The sequence below is a fragment of the Cupriavidus sp. 8B genome (assembly GCF_054589115.1).
In genome coordinates, this window is the sequence record NZ_BAAILO010000530.1 from 101,524 (window position 1) to 121,889 (window position 20,366).

The following is a 20,366-nucleotide window of genomic DNA, read 5'->3' on the forward strand; positions in this document are numbered from 1 at the left end:
CGGTCGCTGTCGCGGCAGTCCGACTGCCGCGCCGTTGCCGGCGTATCGCCGTGGTGTACCGCCATAGGCCGTCATCCGCCGCACCCTACCGCAAGGACCTTTTCATGTCATCCGCACCTTCCATTCGCCTGGGCGTCAACGTGCTCGCTTCCGGCCGTCATGACGCCGCCTGGAAAACGCTGCCAAATCCGGCCGGCCTTTCCACCGATATCGACAGTTTTGTCAAGATTGCCCGGATCGCCGAGCGGGGCAAGATCGATGCGCTGTTTCTCGCAGATGGGCCTGGCGGGCTGGTGCCAGAGGCCTTTCACCGGCCCTGGCGCGCGCTGGATCCGCTGGCGCTGCATGCCGCGCTGAGCCAGGCCACCCAACATATCGGCCTGGTGGTGACGGCCTCCAGCCTCTTCGGCCATCCGTATATCGTGGCGCGCCAGATCGCCACGCTCGACCACATCAGCAAAGGACGCTCCGCCTGGAACATCATCACCAGCCAGGTGCCGGTGGCGCTCGCTGCCTATGGGCTCGACAAGGGCTTCGGGCAGGAGGCGCGCTACGAGCGCGCAACCGAGTTCGCGGAGATCGTGATCCAGTTGTGGGACTCCTTGCCGCAGCACGCCGTGGTGGCCGATGCGCGCAGCCATGTCTACGTGGATTCCGCACAACTGAGGCCGATCCGCTACCGGGGCGAGCATTTCCGCAGCGAGGGTACGCTGTCCACTCCGGCCACCCCGCAAGGCCGCCCCGTCATTTTCCAGGCAGGGCAGTCCGATGACAGCAAGGCCTTCGGCGCGCGCTTCGCCGATGCGCTCTTCACCGGGCAGCGCCGCATCGAAAAGGGGCGGGCGTTCTACGCCGACGTGAAGTCCCTGGCGCGCAGCTACGGGCGCAATCCGGACCACCTGCTGGTGATGCCCGGCCTGTTCCCCATCCTGGGCGGCACCGAGGCCGAGGCGCACAGGCGCAAGCGGGAACTGGACGAGCAACTCGATCACGCATTCTTGCGCGAGGAACTGGCGCACCACCTGGCGCTCGATCCGGACGATCTGCTGCTGGACGAAAAGCTGCCTTATGACAAGATCGAGCAGGCGGAAAGCCGGGTGCCCGTGGCTTCGCGATGGCATCGCCAGGAAATCCTCAGCGAGGCGCGCGCGAACGATTGGACCGTGCGCCAGACGCTGGTCAGCAATATCACCGGCGGCCACCGGCTCATCGTCGGCACGCCGGAGCAGGTTGCCGGCGACATCCTGCACTGGGTCGACAGCCGGGCTGCGGACGGTTTTAACCTGAACATCGACGTACAGACGGGCGGGCTCGAAGACGTGGTGGACCACCTGATCCCCGTGTTGCAGAAGGCGGGGCGCTTCCGTACCGAGTACACGGGAACGACGCTGCGTGACCACCTGGGACTGCCGGCCTATGCCGACCCGCGCAATGCGGCCACCGCAGCGCAGGCCGCCAACAGCGACGGAGTGACCCATCATGTCTGAGACTGCATCGGTCGACCTGATCGCATGGAGCGACGTGACACGGCGCCTCGGCTACGAGGACCTGTTCCGGGAACTGGCCGCGGGCGCCGCCGAGCGCGACGTGGCGCACCGACTCCCCTTCGCCGAAACGGCTGCCCTCAAGGCACGCGGCTTCGGCGCCGTGCGGTTGCCACGCGCCGAGCGCGGACAGGGCATTACGCTGCCGGAGTTGTTCCTGCTGGCACGCGATCTCGCCACGGCGGACTCCAACATCGCCCATGTGTTCCGCAATCACTTCTTCGCGGTCGAGCAGCACCTGAAGACCAGGGACGATGCCTTCTCGCGGCATGTTCTGGACTTGGCCGGACAGGGCAAGACCTTCGGCGTCGCCTTCAACGAACTGACCGGCGAGCCGGCGGGCTCCCTCGGCCAGGTGCCAGCCACCCGGCTCGTGCGGGTGCCCGGCGAGCCCGGGTGGCGCCTGTCAGGCAGGAAGATCTACTCGACCGGCAATCTATACGCTGACTACCTCTTCTCCACGGCAATCGCACCACCCGCCGAAGGCATCAAGCAGTTTTTCATCGCGTCTTCGGCGCCCGGCGTCAAGCTCGACGACGACTGGGATGGATTCGGGCAAAGGCTGACGGGATCGGGCACCACGGTGTTCGACAACGTGTACGTGAGCGAGGCGGACCTGCACGATCTGCCCGCCCGGGCAAATGACGGGCGGCCCGTGCTGTATGGTTTTACCTTCCACCAGGTGTACCTGACCAATGCCATCACCGGCATCGTTAGCCGGATATTGGCGGATGCCATCGCCCTGGTGCGCGCGCGGCACCGCAACTACTACCACGCGCTGGCGCAGCGGCCGGGCGACGAACCGGAAATCCAGGCGACGGTAGGCCGCATCGCGGCCTACCGCAGCGCCCTGCATGCCACCACCGACCGCGCCGTGCAAGCGCTGGACCTTGCCTGGCGGGAGGCCCATGGGCCAGATGCGCATCGGTTGTCGCTGGCCGCCACGGTGGCTGCCTCCGAGGCCAAGGTGATCACCGACGAGGTGGCCGCCAACCTGGCCAGCCTGCTGATCGATGTGTCCAGCGGCAGCGGTGTTTCCACCCAGGCGGCGCTCGACCGGCACTGGCGCAACATCAAGGTCATCGCATCGCACAATCCGCGTCTCTACAAGGAGCGCGTGCTCGGCGACCACTACCTGAACGGCACGCTGCTACCCACCGGCGCGTTCTTCTAGATCGTCCCGGTGGCCATGCGAGAGCAGACATGGATGCCGGCTGGGTTTCAACGCAGATGTCCGGCCCCGGGTGGCCGTCACCCGTATCAGCAGAGGAAACCAACATGAGCACGGATGCACGCCTTGCAAGATTCGTTACCGGACCCCGGACCGCCAGCAAGCCCGCGGCGCACTACCAGAACGCCACGTCGTGGGGCAACCTGCTGTTTCTCTCCGGCAAATCCGCCGCGCCTGCAGACGGCAAGGCGCCGCGCGGGAAGCTCGGGCGCGAATTTACCGTCGAGGAGGGAAAGCACTTCGCACATCTCGCCGCGATCGAATTGTTGCTTGTCATCAAAGACGAACTCGGTTCGTTGGACAGGGTTGCGCAGGTAGTTGAATTGCAGGGATTCGTGAATGCCACTGAGGATTTCGAAGATCATGCCTTGGTGCTTGATGGCGCCTCTGACACCTTCGTCGAGGTGCTTGGCGATGTCGGCATCCACGCGAGATCCGTGCTCGGCGCCAGTTCGCTGCGTGGGGGCAACCCCGTGATCCTGCGGGCAGTGGTGGGGGTGAGGCCCTGACGGCAGGAGCTTGCCGGCGAACGCCTGGCGCAGGTCGGAGACGAAGCCGCTTGCAACGGGAATTCCCGTCTGGCGGCGAAGCTGCAGCCCGGGCGCGAAGATGGTAGCAAGCAATATCGAAAAGCTTCGTTGTCCGCGCTTGCACGCGGTTGCAATATCGAAGACTGCTCTGTTTCACGGATCGCCTTGCCGGTTCGGTTCGTATCCTCCATGTCTATCAAGAAACTTCGCTTGCACGCCGTCTGCGCACTGTTTTCCCTCGCCCTGGGCGGCGTTTTTGGAGCGCATGCATTCGCCCAGCCGGGTGGCACCGATCCGGCGGTCCCGGCCGGAACGAAGCTGGTTGTGGCCGACCAGAACGAAGCTCTCCAGACGCTGCTGCGCAGCGCCGGCGAGCAGGCCAGGGTGGGCGCCGGCATCACCTATGCCAACTTCCTCGGTGGTCCCGCGATTCTGGAGGCCTTCCGCGCAGGCGCCCTGGACCTGGCAGTGGTTGGCAATACGCCGCCGATCCAGGCCCATGCCGCAGGCGAGACGCTGCCGATTGTGGCAGCCAGGAAGAATTCAGCGCCGGACTACCAGTTCGCCGTGCGGCCAGGGTTGACGATCAACACGCTCAAGGAACTGAAAGGCAAGAAGATAGCCTATGCCGAAGGAACTGGCCGCCAGCCTTTCGTGCTGGCTGCGCTGAAGCTGGCGGGCCTGTCCCGGCGCGATGTCAGGCTGGTGCCACTGCGCGCAGGCGAGTTCCCCACCGCGATCCGCAGCGGGCAGGTTGATGTGGCCGCCCTGAATGAGCCGCACTTCAGCCGCTACCTGCGCGACTACGCAGACCAGAAGGCCAGCGCGATACCTGCAGCCGAGCATGCCGCGCTGCCCACCAGTACGGCCTACCTGTATGCCAGCCCGAAGGCGCTCAAGGACCCGGCCAAGGCCGCCGCGATCCGCCAGTTCGTGAAGAGCTGGATCCGGGCCAGCGACTGGGCCGTCAAGCATCCGCAGCAATGGGTGCAGGCTTACTACGTGAAGAACCAGGGCCTGAAGCCGGAGGACGGATTCGCCATCGTCAAGTCAGAGGGGAAAGTCTACTATCCCCTGCTGTCGGCGCTGATCCCCTCACAGCAGCAACTGGTCGACCTGATACACGATGCCGGCGACATACCGAAGCGCCTGGACGCCGGCGAGGAGTTCGACCTTGGTTTCGATCCCGTGATCAAGGCTGCCGTCGATTCGCTGCCGCCGGCAGCTAACTAGGAGGACGGCGTGAACCAGCAGGCTTCCACGACAGGCAAGGGCGCTGGCGCCTGGCTACGCGCTGCGGCTTCGGGCCAGCGGCCTTCCGTGCGAGGCGCCGGACCCCGGCCGGCCTTGCTGCCGCGCAAGCTCGGTGCCTGGAGCTTGCTGTTCGGGCCGGCGGTGGTGCTGCTTGCCTGGGAGCTGGCCTCCCGGCTTGGATATCTTCCGCCCAAGCTGCTGGCGGCGCCGTCGACAGCCGTCGTCACCGGCCTGGACCTGGCGCTCGACGGGACCCTCGGCCCGCATCTGTGGGCCTCGGCCCAGCGCGCCTACATCGGATTGTTCTGGGGCGTGCTGATTGGCGTCACACTCGCGCTTGCGGCGGGCCTGAGCCGTTGGGGAGAGGCGTCGATCGACAGCTTGGTGCAGATCAAGCGTGCGATTCCCACGCTTGCGCTGATTCCGCTGGCGATCCTGTGGCTGGGCATCGGCGAATCGATGAAGATCGCCCTGATCGCCACCAGTGTGCTGGTGCCGGTCTACATCAATACCCATGCCGGGCTGCGCAGCATCGACATGCGCTACGTCGAACTGGCACAGAGCCTGGGGCTGTCGCGGGCCGGGTTCATCCGCAGGGTGGCACTACCCGGGGCGCTGCCCGGCTTCTTCACCGGACTGCGGCTCGCGGTGACAACTTGCTGGACGGCGCTGGTGGTGCTGGAGCAGATCAATACCATGGAGGGCATCGGCTATCTGATGAACCGCGCCCGTGACTACGGCCAGACCGATGTCATCGTCGTCGGCCTGTGCATCTACGCGTTACTCGGGCTGGGCTCGGATGCCCTGGTGCGTGCCTGCGAGCGCAGGGCGCTGTCCTACCGGAAGGTGATCGGGTCATGAGCGTCGCCATCGAAGTGCGCGCCCTCAGCCGGCGCTTCGGGCAGCGCACAGTGCTGGACAACCTCTCCTTTTGCATCGCCCCCGGCGAGTTCGTCGCGCTGATCGGCAAAAGCGGTTCCGGCAAGAGCACCTTGCTCAGGGCGCTGGCCGAACTCGATGCCGATGCGGGTCGCAGCGGGGAGCTCTCGGTGCCACAGAGCCGGTCGGTGCTGTTCCAGGATTCGCGGCTGTTGCCGTGGGAGAGCGTGCTCGGCAATGTGACGCTCGGCCTGCACGAGGTGGAGGCGCAGGCCAGTGCGAAGGCGGCGCTTGCCACGGTCGGGCTGGCCGGCCGCGAGCAGGCGTGGCCCAATGCGCTCTCCGGTGGCGAGCAGCAACGGGTTGCACTGGCGCGATCCCTGGTGCGCAGGCCGGCCCTTCTGCTGGCCGACGAGCCCTTCGGCGCTCTCGATGCACTGACCCGTCTCAGGATGCAGAGCCTGCTGCACGATGTGGTCCGCAAGCACCGGCCAGCGGTCATGCTGGTCACCCATGACGTGGAGGAGGCGTTGGTGCTGGCTGATCGTGTCATGGTCATGGATGCGGGGCGCATCGTGCTTGATCGGCAGATCGATATGTCCCATCCACGCAGAAGGAGCGAAGCGGGCTTTGACCAGCTACGCGGCGAGTTGCTTTCCGCCCTCGGCGTAGACACCTGCGTGTAGGCGCCTCGTTCCACTCCACCGATCTACTGATCCTTTGATCCCTTGACCCCATGCCGAAGAAGCAGCTCCACCTGAATCTGTTTGTCCATGGCCGCGGCCACCACGAGGCTGGCTGGCGCCACGCGCGCGCAACGCGCCTGCCGCTGACCGATATCGGCTACTACGAGGCGCTCGCCCGCACGGCGGAGGCGGGCTGCTTCGACTCCGTGTTCCTTGCCGATGCGCTGGCGCTGGGGGAGGGCATCCGGCACGTCGCCGGCGCCGGGCTGGAGCCGATCACTGCGGTGGCGGCGCTGGCACGGGCCACCAGCCGGATCGGTTTCATCGCCACTGCCTCCACCACGTACTCAGAGCCTTTCAACCTGGCCCGCCAGTTCGCTTCGCTCGACCACATCACAGACGGCCGCGTGGGCTGGAATATCGTCACGTCGTGGGTTCAGGGTGCCAACCAGAACTTCGGGCTGGACCAGCAGCCGCCGCACGCGGAGCGTTACGCGCGTGCCCACGACTTCCTGGCGGCGGCCACCAAGCTATGGGACAGCTGGGCCGACGATGCCATCATCGACGATGCCCAAACGGGGCGCTTCGCCGACCCCGGCCGTATCAGGCCGATCGAGCATGCCGGCTCGTTCTACAGGGTGGCTGGCCCGCTCAATATCCCGCGGGGGCCGCAAGGCCGCCCCGTGCTCGTGCAAGCGGGGTCATCTCCGGCGGGGAAGGCGTTTGCGGCACGCTATGCAGAAGCGGTCTTCACCGCGCATCTGGACAAGGAAGCGGCGGTGTCCTTCTACGACGAGCTGAAAGCCGGGGCCGAGAAGAACGGCAGGCGGGCCGACCAGATCGTGATCCTGCCCGGCATCAGCCCGGTGATCGGTTCGAGCGATGAAGAGGCGCAGCGCAACTGGCGCGAGCTCAATGCGTTGACCGATCCCGAGGTCGGCCGCGCCAGGCTGTCCAACCGTTTCGGCGGGTTCGACTTCTCGCACCTGGATCTCGACACGCCGCTGTCCCTCGATGATTTCCCCGATCCCGCCACTGTGCAGGCGGCACAGAGCCGGGCTGTGGTGATCACCGGCCTGGTCGCCCGCGAGCGCCCGACGCTGCGCGAGCTGCTGCACAAGCTTGCCGGCGCGCGTGGGCACTTCACCCTTGCAGGTTCTCCCGAGCGCATCGCTGACACCATCGAGGATTGGTTTGTCAGTGGCGCCGCCGACGGCTTCAACGTGATGCCTCCGGTGCTGCCCGCACACCTCGACGATTTCGTCGAACACGTGGTGCCGCTGCTGCAGCGCAAGGGCCTGTTCCGCCGTGGCTACGAGACCCATACACTTCGGGCGCACTACGGTCTGGATCGCCCGTGAGTACGCCGGCGCGCCAGCGCGCCGTGTCCTAGGGAGTCACCGCGATTTGCCCGGTTCTGCAGGACCGCGGACACATTGGCCAGTGTGGCGCCATCAGCGCGTGGATAACGCCGATGCCCACGCGGTTTTGCTCAGTCCTGAAGCACACGGCCCGGCGCCACGCACTGCATTACCAATGGCGGAAAGATTCGTTGGCGCCATGCCTGTAGCGGTCCTAGAGTGGGGCGCTCGTCTATCCGGCACCTGCCAGCACATCATCATGTTCCGCAAGTCTCTCTCTGCATTCCTCACGCTTGCCACGATATCCGTGTTGTCCGCGCTTTGGACCAGCCCCGCGGCTGCCGCTGATGCAGCCACTGAAACCTGGCCGGTCAAGCCCATCCGCTATGTCATCCCATGGCCGGCAGGCGGCAGCGCGGATTTGTATGGCCGCGTGCTGGCGCGCGCGCTCAGCAAGGTTACGGGCCAGCCGGTGGTGATCGACAACAAGCCTGGCGCCACCGGCTCGATCGGCGCGGAGGCCGTTGCGCGCGGCGTGGCCGATGGCTATACGCTGCTGCAGGCCAACAATGTTGTGATCGTCGGCAATACGGTGCAGAACCAGCATCTGGAACTCAAGCCCATGCGCGACCTGACGCCAGTGGCGGTCACGCTGGAATCGCAGGGTGTGATCTTCATAAACGGCGAGCTTGGCATTCGCTCCTTCCAGGCGTTCCTGGCCAAGGCGCGCGCGTCCGGAGAGCCATTTGCCTTCGGCTCGTCGGGGCCGGGGTCCATCTCGCATTTGTCGGTCGAGCAGATCGGGAAGCACTTCGGGCTGAACCTGCTGCACGTGCCATACAAGGGCACCGGGCCGCTGTATTCCGATTTGCTTGCGGGCCACGTACAGGTTGGCATGGTCGACTACGCCCTGGCAGAGCCACAGATCAAGAACGGCCGGCTGCAGCCATTGCTGGTGATCGGCGCGCAGCGCCTGGCCGCTCTGCCCAATGTGCCGACCACAGTGGAACTGGGCGTGCGCGAGCCCGATTTTGGCGGCTGGACGGGCATCTTCGTGCCGCCGCGCACGCCGCCGCAACGCATCCAGGCCATCAGCCAGGCGCTGGCCCGCGCGCAGGCCGAGCCGGAGGTAAGGGAGTTCACGGCCAAGCCGGGCAACCGCCCGATCTTCCTCGGGGCTGTCGAAGCGCGCGGGCGTATCGAGCGCGATGTGGCCGCATGGGAGCGCTATGTCAATGGCGGCCAGGGCGGCATCATTGCGCGCAATGACAAGCCAGAAGGCGCTGGAAGCCGCTAGCCGCTAACGCACCAAGAGTCCTCACCGGAGAACAACCATGAGCCACCCCCTGCACGAACGCCTGCAGCCCTATCCCACCGAGAAACTCCTGGCGCTGGCGGCGCAGACGCCGTTGCGCACCAACCTGCCGCACATCAGTTTCAGTTGGGGCGAGCCGCAACATCCCACGCCCCGTTTTATCGTGGAGGCGCTTGGCGAGCACGCTGCGGGAATTGGCCAGTATCCAAAAGTGGCCGGGAGCGACGCGCTGCGCGAAGCCATTGCCGCGTGGATCGCGCGCCGACACGGCGTGACCGACCTGGACGCAGCACGCGAGATCGTGCCGGTCAATGGCTCGAAGGATGCCTTGTTCAGCGTGGCGCAGGTGGTGCTGCGGGCCAATCTTCCACTGCAGGGCACGCCGGTGGTGCTGGTCAGCAACCCCGGCTACCAGGTCTATGAAGGCGCCGCGCTGCTGGCCGGAGCGGAGCCGTATTACCTGGACATCGACCCCGCGAGCGGGCTGGCGGCAGCCTTCGATGCGGTACCGTCCGACATTTGGCCGCGCGTGCGGCTGGCCTACCTGTGCTCGCCCGACAACCCCTCGGGGCGCGTGTACTCGCTATCCGACTGGGCGCATGTCCTGGAACTGGCCGAGCGCCACGGCTTCCATATCGTGGCGGACGAGTGCTACTCGGAGCTCTATTTCGACGAGGACGCGCCGCCGCTGGGCGTGCTGGCCGCCGCACGCGCGCTGGGCCGCGACCGCCAGCGCATCCTGGCCGTGGCCAGCCTTTCCAAGCGATCCAATGCGCCAGGCCTGCGCTCCGGGTTTGTCGCAGGCGACGCGGAGGTGCTGGTGCGGCTGCGCCAGTACCGCAGCTATTCCGGGGGGGTACTGAGCCCGGCCGTGCAGGGCGCCAGCATCGCGGCCTGGCAGGACGAGGCGCATGTGGTGGAGAACCGGCGTCTGTACCGCGAGAAATTTGCCTTCGCCATCCCGCGCCTGCGGCAGGTGGCGAGCCTGCACGCGCCGCAGGCGGGCTTCTTTGCCTGGCTGGACATCGGTGCCAGCGGGCTGGATGACGTGGCGTTCACGCGCGAACTGCTGGCCGAACAGAACCTTGCCGTGGTCCCAGGCTCCTACCTGGCGCGCACGGTGCGCGACCATAACCCTGGCGTGGGCCACATCCGCATTGCGCTGGTGGCCAGCCCGGAGGAATGCGCGCAGGGCGTGGAACGGCTGATTCGCTTCGTCCGTGCGCTGCAGCCGGCGACCGTAGCGGCCTAGTTTGCTCGGGAATCAACCCTGCGTCAGCCGCCCTATCGCGATCTGCAATCTGATGAGAATTTGAGGTGCGTTGGAGAAACCTCCTTTCCGCAAGGTGCAGACCTGAGGTCACGCTCAGGAGAGCGAAGGCTCTCCCGCACATTTGCCGGGAGTAACTGCTCGAAAATCAACACTCTCTTGCACCGGCTGCTGCGTGCTTGGCGGCGGGGCATGATCGGGTCAGGTCAAGCGCCTGTTTACCTCTCTGCCGCTCCCGCGTCAACGAACGACTTCAACTTATCTACTGCGGAATGCTTCCTTTTGCTGAGCTGTGCGCTCGTGTGAGACTTGGCCCTCGCATATCTGCATGTCTTTGTCATGTCCAACATTGCCGTTCGCCTCGCGACAACCATCATCCTGGCGGTCACCGCTACCTCCTCCTATGCACAGGCTGGCCCGGCGTATCCGGCCAGGCCGATCACCTATATCGTGCCCTATGCACCCGGCGGTACGAACGACAATGTGGCGCGCATTATCAGCAAACGGCTCGCGGAGAAGACCGGGCAGAGCGTGTTGGTCGAGTACAAGCCAGGCGCCGGCGGCACGCTGGGTGCGGGCTACGTTGCCCATGCGCCAGCCGACGGCTACACGTTGCTCAACACGTCAATCGGCAATCTCGCGATTGCGCCGCAACTGGTGAAGACGACCTTCGACCCGTTTGCGGATTTCGTTCCGGTGGCTTACATCGGCAACTCACGCGCAACGGTGGCAGTCAATCCAAGCGTGCCTGCTCGGAGTCTGAAGGAACTCATCGCCTATGCCAAGGCCAATCCCGGCAAGCTAACCTACGCCACCTCGGGAAATGGCACCCCTGGGCATATCGCCGGCGAGTTGCTCAAATCGCTCGCAGGCATCGACATGCGCCATGTGCCGTACAAAGGCAGCGCGCCCGCCGTGGCGGATGTTGTCGCCGGCCATGTAGACGTTGTGTTCGATCCCCTCAGTACGGCGTCCATCAAGGCAGGAAAGCTGCGTGCGCTTGCTTTCTTCGGTAGCGAGACCTCGCCCGAGTTGCCAGGCGTGCCGTCGATTGCACAGGCTGGAATCAGCGGCTGGGAGAATGCGCTGGGAGGGTCGTTCTTCGTTTCCGCACCGAAGGACACGCCTGCGAGTGTACTCGCGGCCTTGCGGGGATTGCTCACCGATATCCTGCGGGAACCCGCGACTATCCAGGCGCTCGCCCGTGTTGAGGTGGAGGCCCGTTCGCTCACGCCGGAGCAGACCAAGGCCACGATACGCTCTGTCCATGACCTGTCGCATCGCATCATACGAAGCAGCGGTACCCAGCTCTAGGCCCATTGACGCCAGTGCCACCTACTTGAAGTCCCTGACATGCCCATCACTTCGCCAAAGCCGATCAAATTAGGCCTGTTCCTCCTGGCAGCCGGTCATCACGCCGCCGGCTGGCGTCATCCCGATGCCGAGTCAGGTACGGAGAACATTGATCTGATTGTTCGAACCGCCCAAGCAGCAGAGCGAGCCCGGTTCGACATGCTGTTCTTTGGCGATCGCTTGCTGACCACGCCCGACTCGCACCCGTCGATGATCACACGGCCGGAGCCGCTGACACTGCTTGCCGCATTGGCGATGGTGACGCGTCACATCGGGCTGGCGGCAACAGCATCCACGACCTATAGCGAGCCATTTAACCTCGCGCGCATGTTTGCCACAGTCGACAAGATATCCAAGGGACGGGCCGCATGGAATATCGTGACGACCTTCGCCGATGGCTCGGTGAACTTCAGCAGGGATCGGCATCCCGATCATGCCGAGCGGTATGCGATCGCCGACGAGTTCGTCGAGGTGGTAAAGGGATTGTGGCGCTCGTGGGAGCCTGATCCCTATGTGCGCGACAAGCAGGCCGGTGTCTATGTTGACACGGGTAAGATGCACGCGCTGAATCACCGCGGCAGGTTCTTCGAGGTAGCGGGTCCGCTAAACGTGACGCCGAGCCCGCAGGGACATCCGGTGCTGATCCAGGCGGGATCTTCCGGGCCAGGCCAGGCACTTGCTGCCCGCCATGCAGAGGTTGTCTTCACGGCGCAACAGGACCTGGCAGCGGCCCGGCAGTTCTATCGGGAAATCAAGGAACAGGTGGCGAAACAGGGGCGCGATCCGGCGCACTGCCTGGTGATGCCCGGGTTGATGCCCATTGTCGGACGTACCGAGCAAGACGCTTATGAGAAGCTTGCCGTATTGCAGAATGGCACCGATCAATCCAACGCGACAGCCTTGCTATCGGAGCAACTGGGCCACGATATTTCAGGCTACCCGCTGGATGGACCTTTGCCTGAGCTGCCATCCACCGAATCCATCCAGAGCCGCAGCCAGCTTCTGAAGAAGCTGGCGCGCGACCGTAACCTGACGCTACGGCAGCTCTATCACGTGGTTGCCAGTGCTCGAGGCCACCAGGTCGTCGTGGGCACGGCGGCGCAGATCGCGGAACATATCACCACTTGGGTGGACGAAGGCGCCGCCGATGGGTTCAACATCATGCCAGCGTATTTTCCTGGGGGCCTGGACGACTTTGCTAATGACGTGGTTCCGCTGCTGCAGGCACAAGGGCGGGCACGTACCGAATATCACGGTGGAACCCTGCGGGAGAACCTGGGGTTGCCGTTGCCCTATTGATCGGATGCGCGGCAAACCTCGCCCTTCAAGGGGTGCCGTTCTTGCGTGGGCTCCTGCCGCGCATCTTCTTCCATGTGCAGGCGCCGATCGGTCTCGCCGCCTTTGCGCGCATCGGCCGTGTGCATGTCGACGCAGAAGGCACAGCCGGTGATCTGCGAGGCGCGCAGACGTACAAGCTCGGTCAGTGATTTTTCCAGCGGGGACTTGGCGATGCGTTCTTCGAGCGCGAGCAGCGCCTTGATTGCGTTCGGGTTGACTTTGTAAAAGTCGAGACGGGGTTCGATGATCGACTCCTCATTCCTCAATTACATGATGCCACGGCGGCGCCGTATGAGAAAGATTAGGTGGGTCTCCCGCACTTTGTGTGACGGCCGCGTCGAGGGCTTGATTTCGGGCCGATCTGGCCCCACGTCGATCGTTACCATGAGCAAAGTTCTCGGTGGGATCGATCGTCTTCTCGCCCGTGTGGGTAAGCGCTTCGTCTCCAGCGACGCGCGAGGGGACACCATCACTGTCGAAGCCTGCAGTACGGTTCGCGCGGCACCTTGTCCTGCCCGCCATCGTTGGAGTAATCGACTCCACGGCCGCTATGTGCGCAGATTGGAAGAACGTCCGATGCTCGAGCAGCGGATTGGTCTCGCCGTTGAGGTGCGTCGCTTCAAGTGTGCAAACGCCGGCTGCCCCCGTCGTACGTTTGCCGAGAACATCCACGCCTTGGCCGGTCGGCATCAACGTCGTACGCGATCGCAGGCTCGGGCGTTGCACGCGCTGGGCCACGCCCTCGGTGGTGAGGCGGCAGCTCGGCTTGCTGACGTTTTGGGCTTGTGCACCAGTGCCGACACCGTGTTGCGGGAGTTGCGCAGAGCTCCTGAGCGCAAGCGAAAACCACGACCGCGGGTCGTCGGCATCGATGACTGGGCGATCGCGCGCGGTCACCAGTACGGAACGATCATCGTCGACCTGGAGCGACGTGAGCCGAAACGGTCGCGGAAGGTGGGGGCGGACATATCGCACTGGACCACCTCCGCCTCCGCGTCTTCCTGGCTGCAGTCGTTCAGCCGCTCAACGCGCACGCCAGTCACCTCCAGCAGGATCCGCGACAGCGCGCGCGGCATGTGGATGCTTGGCTTCCAAGTGATGGCCTCGGCCGGCGGCAAGTTCTCAGTTCTGCCGAGCACGTTGTCCGGGTAGTCGGCGCGGTAGAGCGTCGGGCCCGGATGGCGCGCGCCATGGCGCCACTGAAGAGAATGGGGCGTTCTTTAGTCATGCTAGGATTCTCCAAACTGCGGGAGGGCCGATGAGATTCGTGAGCGCGACGACCGCTACCGCGGCATTTGTTGTCATCTTGGTGACACTTTTTTTGCTCTATCCGCCGCGGACTAGCGAAGCAGTAGCGGCGTGGGTCCAAGCGGTTGGGTCCATTCTGGCTATTATTGGTGCGTTCATTGTCGGGGAGCGACAAGCAACCGCCACCCAGCGTGCGGCACTGGAGCAAGTGCGGAGTGCTGCGCGACGTCGGCTTGAATCCACTCTTGCCGTTTTTACTTTTGCCCACGCCTGTATTGAAGAGGCGGCGCGGCAAATGCCCCCTCAGGCCCCAATTCCAGGGCTTACGGTCATTTTTTTTCTACTGAAACCTTCCACGGTGCATTGCAAGCGCTTGGGGCTCTCTCGCCATTGGATCTGGGGACACCTTCTATGCTTGCGATTCGCAATGGGCTTGCGGCATGTCTCCGATCGATGATCTCGATCACCAATGAACTCGAGACACCGGCGAAGGACCGCAAGAATACTGATTCATCCATGATTGAGTGGTGCGATCTTCTCCGCAAGAAGGCCTGTATGTTGGTATCTCAAGCAAAGGCAGAGGCCGAGGAGATCCAGTAAGTTGAGGGTGTTCACCACAAGCAGGTCATGCATGCTATAGGCGCGCAGGCCAGAGTATGGCGAGCTGCTGACGATGCACTGCGCGCGCACGCCGGTGGCGATCAGTTCGCGCATCACGGCGCGGCAGTCGTCTTGGTAGCAGTGGTCGAGGCTCACGCTAGGATTCCGCCAGTCTCAAAATTGAGGGAAATCTCTATGCGTGGCAAGGTCTGGTATTTCGATTGCTGGCATCGGGATCGCAATCTACATTCCGTGGCGCCAGAGAGCCGATCAGGCGAAAGCTGAAGAGCTGGCGTCTTGAAGAGCGAGCCGTCCGTGTGGCGCGCTTGGGCCTGATAGCACTTGAGACAGAGCTGTATGCCATCGCGGTGATCCAGAGCGCCACGCCGAAGGAAGATGGGGATCTTATGTTTGTCATGCAGCCGACAGTTGGTTCTCACCTTGTGGAGCGTCTGACTAAGGTCCAAGACCAAGGGCTCCAGCTCCTGGAGCAGGATATTTGCTACGGGATGCGATCCACCCTTGAGAAGCTCAATACGCAGATGAAAATGCGTCAGGGCATCGCCATACCGCCTGGCCCGTCCAGCGGCGACCCGTGGCGCCTCCGAGCACTTGCCGAAGAAGTCCTGGACAGGGCTTCTCCGGTTGCCAGGCTGGAGGAGGAAGCACGCGACGCTCTCAATGAGACGGAATCCCCTGCGAAGTGCCACCACTGCAGTGTTAGTAGATGGCGGTGGCACAGCGCGCGACGTATTAGATCCGGCTGGAGGCCGCCATGGCCGCTTGTCAGTTAGCGCGCGGCGGAGCAGCGGAGGCGGCTGGCGAACGAGTTGGGGTAATGCGTAGGCAACGTGGCGCGCGGGTGGTAGGCGCCTTCGGAGGGAGAAAGGGGTGTAGGCGCGGGGAGAAGGCGCCTACACCTTGGAATGGCAACACGGGGTCCAATCCGTTGCCGCTACTGATTATGATGCGCCGCATCAATATCTGTACCCCGCTGGTGAAGGGGGCGCGACGGAGGGCACCGGCTCACGGACCTGGAGGGCGAGGTGCGGGTGTGCTGGCGGTAAGAAAAGCACCCGCGGCCAGGAGGAAGCGGGTGCTGAAGGGAATGCGGGGCAATCGCGTTTGCTCCGTGTCACTCTAGGGGAGTTAAGTCCGAGAGAACATAACTCTCTCGATGGGATGCGCAACGCTATTCGGCGGCTTTGGCCCTCGGTGCGCGCGGCGCCGGCTCCGCAGCCATGAGTTCGTGCGGGTACGGCCGCATGAAGCTGCGCGCTCGTTCCGGATCCCGACAGGTCAGCCATTCCGCCCGCGGTACGATCACGATCATCCGTTTTTCCTTCCCCGGGGCATGGAAGCGGTTCATCAGCGGGTGCTTGTCCAAATTGATGGTCAGCATGGTGAAGCTGAACACTTCGGCGCCGCCCTCGTCCGGCCAAGCTCGCCACAGGCCGGCGATCGGAAACTCGGGCTCGTCCTTCAGCCAGATCCGCCAGCGGACCGATTTCGCTTGACCCTCCGCATAGAACGGCTCGTAGAAGGCGCTGGCCGGCACCAAGCAGAGCTGACCCTTCTTCCAAGATCCCGAGACGATCGCTTCTGGCCGACCGTTTCCGATCTCGCGTTGGTGGTGTCGAACTTGGCCACGCCGGGCGGGATTCGGCTCTTGGGCACCATGCCAAATGTTTCTGCCAGCGCGCGCCGCTCGCTGTGGTTCGTCGACACGATGGTCGGAGCTGCATAGTCCGGCCAGGTCTCCGGCGGATAGTCGAGGGGCGGCGGCTCGACGCCGTAGACGTCGCGCAGCAGCTGGCGCTGAACAGGGGCGTAGTTGTTGCACACGGCTAGTCCCTCCGGTTTTTCTTGCGAGTGTAGACGCTCTGCATGGGCGGCCCGAAGAACTCCCGTTCCCAGGCATCCCGTTCGTCAGTGCAGGGCTCGCTGCGAATGCTGGCAGTGCTTTTCCAAAAAAAAGACCGCTCACGGGCGTGGGGCGGTCCATAGAAGATCTCGGTGAGGTCAAATCACGAGATGGTCAATAGAAATTTTTCCGTGCTGCTGCGCGTGTGCCTACCCGTCGCTGGTGGGGTGCCAATCGAGCCGCTCCTGTAGCTTCGCGCCTATCCAGATCACGCGCAGCTTTCGGATACTGGTAGCGGCTGTCCGAGGCCGATGGGGAAGCTGGGTGCCATGGCACTCACTGCGCCACGCGCGGCAGCACCCGCATGGCCTTTTCCGCTACGCTGCGGTGCTTGTCTAGCGCTTCCTCCCAGTTCGGTGACGAAAAGATCTTGTCGACGCTGGGTGCGATCAGGTGGGTAAGGAACACCGGCGTGTCCCATGGACAGAAGCAAGTCCAGACGCGGGCATTTTGATCTGGCAGATCGGTGCGCAGCACGAATCGTTTGAACCAGCCCGTCAGGAAGTCGAGATGAACCTGCCGCTCTAGTTCCTCCACCGGCTTGCCGGAAGGGTCGAGGATGTAGGACCGCGTGCGGAATGGGTCGCCATAGAGATCCGGCGTACCGCCGCGCACGGCGTGACGCAGCGCGCGGATCCAGGCCTCGGGGGTATCGGGTGGGGGCATGGCGGCAGAACCTTGGCTATCTCACGCGCGGGGGAAGCGCGCTCGCAGAGGCGGTTTCGTCGCCGGCCGCGCGACCTTGATCCGGTGGTGCTCGTCGCCCGAGCCGAACGACAGGTAATCGGGCGCCCACTTCATTGCCTCGAGTTGGCAGGTCTCCACCCCGCGGACCGTTACCGCGTCAGCCGTCACGGTGACGCTCTCGCACGCCAGGCGCAACTCGGCCGTGTCGCCGGGCAGGAAGTGGGATTCGAGGAAGATGGACATGGAAATTTCGTCACTCGGCGAGAGCGGGGATGCTCCCTTCCTGCGCCAGGATTCGGGGCGAACCCATCTCGCCGGTTTCCTCGTCCACCAGCACCTCATATGCCGCGACGCCGACGAAACTCGAGGCCATGCCGTTCGCGATGCGGATAGCACCGACTTCGCTGGATGCCTGGCGGATCTCGCCGGGCAGGAGTGCATCGCCCTTGCCTTTGCGGTAGGGCACGACGATGTACTTGATGGCGCGAGTAACGGGCATGGCGGCAACTCCGAGCGTTGGGTGGGTGCTGCGGAATGCAGCACGTTTACTGTATGGATATACAGTATAGGGGCCGCCTAAGGGTGAGTATCGAAAGTTGAGTTAACTGTATGGATATACAGCAATGGGTGTGCTGCTACTTCACTTCACTACAAGGCGTCTGTTAGCCGGCGTCCACCAGCCAGGCGAACAGCGTATTGAGGATCACCATCGCATGCCGCGCGCTGGCCGGGGAGAGCGGGTCGGCAAACGGCCGCCAGTCCGGCGCCCCACGCGCGAGTTTCTTGCGCGACGCCATGACCCAGCGCCAGGCTGGTTGCGGATCGGCGAGGAAGCGCTCGTACAACAGCTGTTGAGGATCGTTAATTCCGCTAGCGGTGACCGCTATATCCGCTAGCAATCACATGGCTGTAAACCATTGATCTATATTGCGAAACGGCCGTTTAGTGGCGATTTTTGCCGTTGTGCAAGAGCAACGCCATTTTCCGTCCATGTCCAACGATTCCGCTAATACGGCGCGGCGGATCATTAATTCGGCTAACGCGGGCTACGCCGAGCCGGTGTCGGCGAAATTCTATTGCTGGTCGGGCAGGGCGGACGGGGAGGGTGATAGTTCGGTAGAGCCATGCGTATGACCTCGCGAAAGATCGGAAAAATAGGGGTATTCTGGCGATCCGCGTTCACGCCACGACCTGCGCGCCAGGGAGATCTCCATTGAAAGCACTCGCGAGCATCGGCAGGAGAAGAGCGTTTTTTCCTTCATCTATCCTGGCTGGCACCGACATTTGCGGAATTTGAGCTCGCCATTAGCCGAAATAACGATCTGCAACATGAGCATGGCGAGCATCCCCCTGACGATCAAAAATGCAATTAATCGCCAGGATTTCCACCCCAACCTTGAACTGGGTTTGGCAGCAAGGTAGTAGCGCTCACTGGGGCCGGATCGGGGATTGGTCAAGCGCTTGCCATACAACTGGCCGAGGTCGGCGCACACTTGGCGCTTTCGGACATCGGTACCGACGGTTTGGCCGATACCTTGCGTCGGGTGCGGACAATCCAGGGCGGCGAGCGGGCTGGGCTGCGCGCTAAGGGTTACCGGCTGGACGTGACTTTACGCGAGGCCGTATTCGCACATGCTGACGAGGTGCGGAGCGACTTCGGAACCGCGCACTTTGTGATCAACAACGCGGGCGCCAGCCTGCTTGGCACCGTGGAACATCAGTCGATTGAGGAGATCGAATGGCAGTTAGCGATCAACCTTTGGGGCGTCATCTACGGGACCAAGGCCTTCCTGCCCATAATGCTCGCCCAGCGCGAGGGTTGCATCGTTAACATCTCCAGTGTGTTGGGTCTGCTCAGCCTGCCCAACCAATCGGCGTATGCGATGTCGAAGTTCGCAGTACGTGCACTGACCGAATGCCTGTGGTCCGAGTTGGCAGGCACCGGGGTTCGCGCCGTAAGCGTACACCCCGGCGGCATCCGCACCCATATCGCTAACAACGGTCGCGTGTGCGCAGCGGCCGGGCCGCAGGAGGCCGCATTTGGTGAATGGATTCAGCGAGTGCTGCTACGCACCACACCAGAGGAGTGTGCCAAAGATATTCTCCAGGGAATCCGTCGCCGCATTCGACGCATCCTCACGGGGAAAAACTCACGCGCAGGGTACTGGATCAGCCGGTTGACGCCGAACGGATATCCGGACCTGATGCGGCGCATAATCCGGTAGGTACAACGCGCCATGAAGGCGCTTGCGCGTGCCGCTTCCGATGCCGTGCCCACGCCCGCGCAACGGCGCAGGCGGGCCGTCCCCGGAGCGCAGGGGGAGGGCAAAGGTCTCTCCCCGGGGCGGGTGGCTAGGTTTCCCAACCCTCATGCCATCGCATTCTTGCGGTAGCACTCCATGGGGTATGGCCCAGAGTATGGGGGCGCGCAGAAGGGGCCGCCCTGGGTGTAGATGGTGGGGCCAGCGTGCAGACCGCTGGTGCCGGTTCGACACCCGGCCCCTTGGTCAGGACTTGCCTAGCCGGCTAACGGGGTTGGCTGTGCGCCAGCGTTCATTGCGGTAACCTGTCAAATACGGGGGCAGGGGGAAACGTGTTTACTCTGCCCATACCGCATCCACTTCGCGCATCAGGCGCCCGGCGAGAATATAGTCCCCCAGTTTGGATGCCTTTGCCTCGAGGCTCTCCAACTCAGGTGCCGGCAGTTCGCTCAACTCAAACTGACAATAGAGGTTTCGCTGCCGGAAGGTCGTCTTTGGCCGCAGCAGGCCGGCGACCAATGCCGTCGGCGATTTGACTGCGATGTTCTCTTGTCCGCGATATTCCACGCGTATTCCTGCCTTCTGACCGAGTCGACCCAGTTCAATCGCGTCCTGCCAGCCTGCCTCATAGTCCAGTTCCACCACCGTCACGCCTTCTGTCCCCAGGAGCCCTAGTGCCTCCCCTTTGGTGCCAGCTCGAGCTGTCGCCATTGACTTCTCCACTCACATTCTCGGCGCCGATAGGCCACATCCTACACCCCGCAATATTGTAATCGCCCGCGGAGCGTGAGCCCAATAGGCCTTTCCGGCGATTGACCTCCGCGGGCGTGCGGAATGTGGGGGGGCGGATCGATCCTCTCCCTGACGGGGAAGAATAGCCCGGAA

General features: G+C 63.8%; 16 protein-coding genes and 5 pseudogenes. 13 read left to right on the forward strand and 8 right to left on the reverse strand.

The features are described 5' to 3' along the window. Positions 1-104: 104 nt before the first annotated feature. The 11 genes from ACYP5B_RS47010 to ACYP5B_RS47060 all read left to right on the forward strand — a co-directional run bounded on the left by ACYP5B_RS47010 (position 105) and on the right by ACYP5B_RS47060 (position 12,722). Complete coding sequence (locus ACYP5B_RS47010; RefSeq protein ID WP_459574181.1) at positions 105-1,487, forward strand: NtaA/DmoA family FMN-dependent monooxygenase; 1,383 nt, start codon at positions 105-107, stop codon at positions 1,485-1,487. Further along, positions 1,480-2,718 (forward strand): acyl-CoA dehydrogenase family protein, encoded by a 1,239-nt coding sequence (locus tag ACYP5B_RS47015; RefSeq protein ID WP_459574183.1) that lies wholly within the window; start codon positions 1,480-1,482, stop codon positions 2,716-2,718. Before ACYP5B_RS47010 ends, ACYP5B_RS47015 begins: the two co-directional genes overlap by 8 nt. A 104-nt stretch (positions 2,719-2,822) precedes the next feature. Then, complete coding sequence (locus ACYP5B_RS47020; protein WP_459574185.1) at positions 2,823-3,284, forward strand: RidA family protein; 462 nt, start codon at positions 2,823-2,825, stop codon at positions 3,282-3,284. 210 nt (positions 3,285-3,494) lie between these two features. After that, entirely contained in the window at positions 3,495-4,538 is a 1,044-nt protein-coding gene (locus tag ACYP5B_RS47025; protein ID WP_459574187.1) for an ABC transporter substrate-binding protein, read from the forward strand. Between the two features lie 9 nt (positions 4,539-4,547). Then, the gene (locus tag ACYP5B_RS47030; protein ID WP_447430202.1) at positions 4,548-5,420 is read left to right on the forward strand and encodes an ABC transporter permease; all 873 of its coding nucleotides are present in this window, start codon (positions 4,548-4,550) and stop codon (positions 5,418-5,420) included. After that, complete coding sequence (locus ACYP5B_RS47035; protein WP_459574189.1) at positions 5,417-6,124, forward strand: ABC transporter ATP-binding protein; 708 nt, start codon at positions 5,417-5,419, stop codon at positions 6,122-6,124. Before ACYP5B_RS47030 ends, ACYP5B_RS47035 begins: the two co-directional genes overlap by 4 nt. Positions 6,125-6,174: 50 nt before the next feature. Next, positions 6,175-7,485 carry an LLM class flavin-dependent oxidoreductase gene (locus tag ACYP5B_RS47040; RefSeq protein WP_459574191.1) on the forward strand — a complete coding sequence of 437 codons (1,311 nt, stop codon included), beginning with the start codon at positions 6,175-6,177 and terminating at the stop codon, positions 7,483-7,485. A 259-nt stretch (positions 7,486-7,744) separates the two neighbouring features. Further along, positions 7,745-8,782 carry a tripartite tricarboxylate transporter substrate binding protein gene (locus tag ACYP5B_RS47045; RefSeq protein ID WP_459574192.1) on the forward strand — a complete coding sequence of 346 codons (1,038 nt, stop codon included), beginning with the start codon at positions 7,745-7,747 and terminating at the stop codon, positions 8,780-8,782. 37 nt (positions 8,783-8,819) lie between these two features. After that, positions 8,820-10,052 carry a succinyldiaminopimelate transaminase gene (gene dapC, locus ACYP5B_RS47050; protein ID WP_459574193.1) on the forward strand — a complete coding sequence of 411 codons (1,233 nt, stop codon included), beginning with the start codon at positions 8,820-8,822 and terminating at the stop codon, positions 10,050-10,052. A gap of 357 nt (positions 10,053-10,409) precedes the next feature. Then, positions 10,410-11,384 (forward strand): Bug family tripartite tricarboxylate transporter substrate binding protein, encoded by a 975-nt coding sequence (locus tag ACYP5B_RS47055; RefSeq protein WP_447430206.1) that lies wholly within the window; start codon positions 10,410-10,412, stop codon positions 11,382-11,384. 39 nt (positions 11,385-11,423) lie between these two features. Continuing rightward, entirely contained in the window at positions 11,424-12,722 is a 1,299-nt protein-coding gene (locus tag ACYP5B_RS47060) for an LLM class flavin-dependent oxidoreductase (RefSeq protein ID WP_459574194.1), read from the forward strand. A gap of 77 nt (positions 12,723-12,799) precedes the next feature. On the opposite strand, the pseudogene ACYP5B_RS47065 reads toward ACYP5B_RS47060, so the two are convergent. Beyond that, positions 12,800-13,006, reverse strand: a pseudogene (locus tag ACYP5B_RS47065) (carboxymuconolactone decarboxylase family protein); the annotation flags it as partial. A 139-nt stretch (positions 13,007-13,145) separates the two neighbouring features. On the opposite strand from ACYP5B_RS47065, the pseudogene ACYP5B_RS47070 reads away from it, so the two are divergent. After that, a pseudogene (locus ACYP5B_RS47070) lies at positions 13,146-13,700 on the forward strand (transposase); the annotation flags it as partial. Positions 13,701-14,519: 819 nt separating this feature from the next. On the opposite strand, the gene ACYP5B_RS47075 reads toward ACYP5B_RS47070, so the two are convergent. From ACYP5B_RS47075 to ACYP5B_RS47100, 6 genes and pseudogenes are all read right to left on the reverse strand, one after another. Further along, entirely contained in the window at positions 14,520-14,765 is a 246-nt protein-coding gene (locus ACYP5B_RS47075) for a hypothetical protein (protein ID WP_459574195.1), read from the reverse strand. 1,036 nt (positions 14,766-15,801) lie between these two features. Next, positions 15,802-16,454: pseudogene (locus ACYP5B_RS47080) on the reverse strand (SOS response-associated peptidase). A gap of 355 nt (positions 16,455-16,809) precedes the next feature. Next, a complete protein-coding gene (locus tag ACYP5B_RS47085) occupies positions 16,810-17,199 on the reverse strand; it encodes a hypothetical protein (protein ID WP_459574197.1) in 390 nt (129 codons plus the stop codon). Between the two features lie 21 nt (positions 17,200-17,220). After that, the gene (locus ACYP5B_RS47090; protein WP_459574198.1) at positions 17,221-17,463 is read right to left on the reverse strand and encodes a hypothetical protein; all 243 of its coding nucleotides are present in this window, start codon (positions 17,461-17,463) and stop codon (positions 17,221-17,223) included. Between the two features lie 10 nt (positions 17,464-17,473). Further along, positions 17,474-17,719, reverse strand: a complete 246-nt coding sequence (locus ACYP5B_RS47095) for a hypothetical protein (protein WP_459574200.1) — start codon at positions 17,717-17,719, stop codon at positions 17,474-17,476. Between the two features lie 166 nt (positions 17,720-17,885). Continuing rightward, positions 17,886-18,068, reverse strand: a pseudogene (locus tag ACYP5B_RS47100) (tyrosine-type recombinase/integrase); the annotation flags it as partial. A 579-nt stretch (positions 18,069-18,647) separates the two neighbouring features. On the opposite strand from ACYP5B_RS47100, the pseudogene ACYP5B_RS47105 reads away from it, so the two are divergent. Further along, a pseudogene (locus ACYP5B_RS47105) lies at positions 18,648-19,445 on the forward strand (SDR family NAD(P)-dependent oxidoreductase); the annotation flags it as partial. 372 nt (positions 19,446-19,817) lie between these two features. Here ACYP5B_RS47105 and ACYP5B_RS47110 read toward each other — a convergent pair. Beyond that, positions 19,818-20,192 (reverse strand): PHA-granule associated protein 4, encoded by a 375-nt coding sequence (locus tag ACYP5B_RS47110; protein WP_459574201.1) that lies wholly within the window; start codon positions 20,190-20,192, stop codon positions 19,818-19,820. Positions 20,193-20,366: the final 174 nt, after the last annotated feature.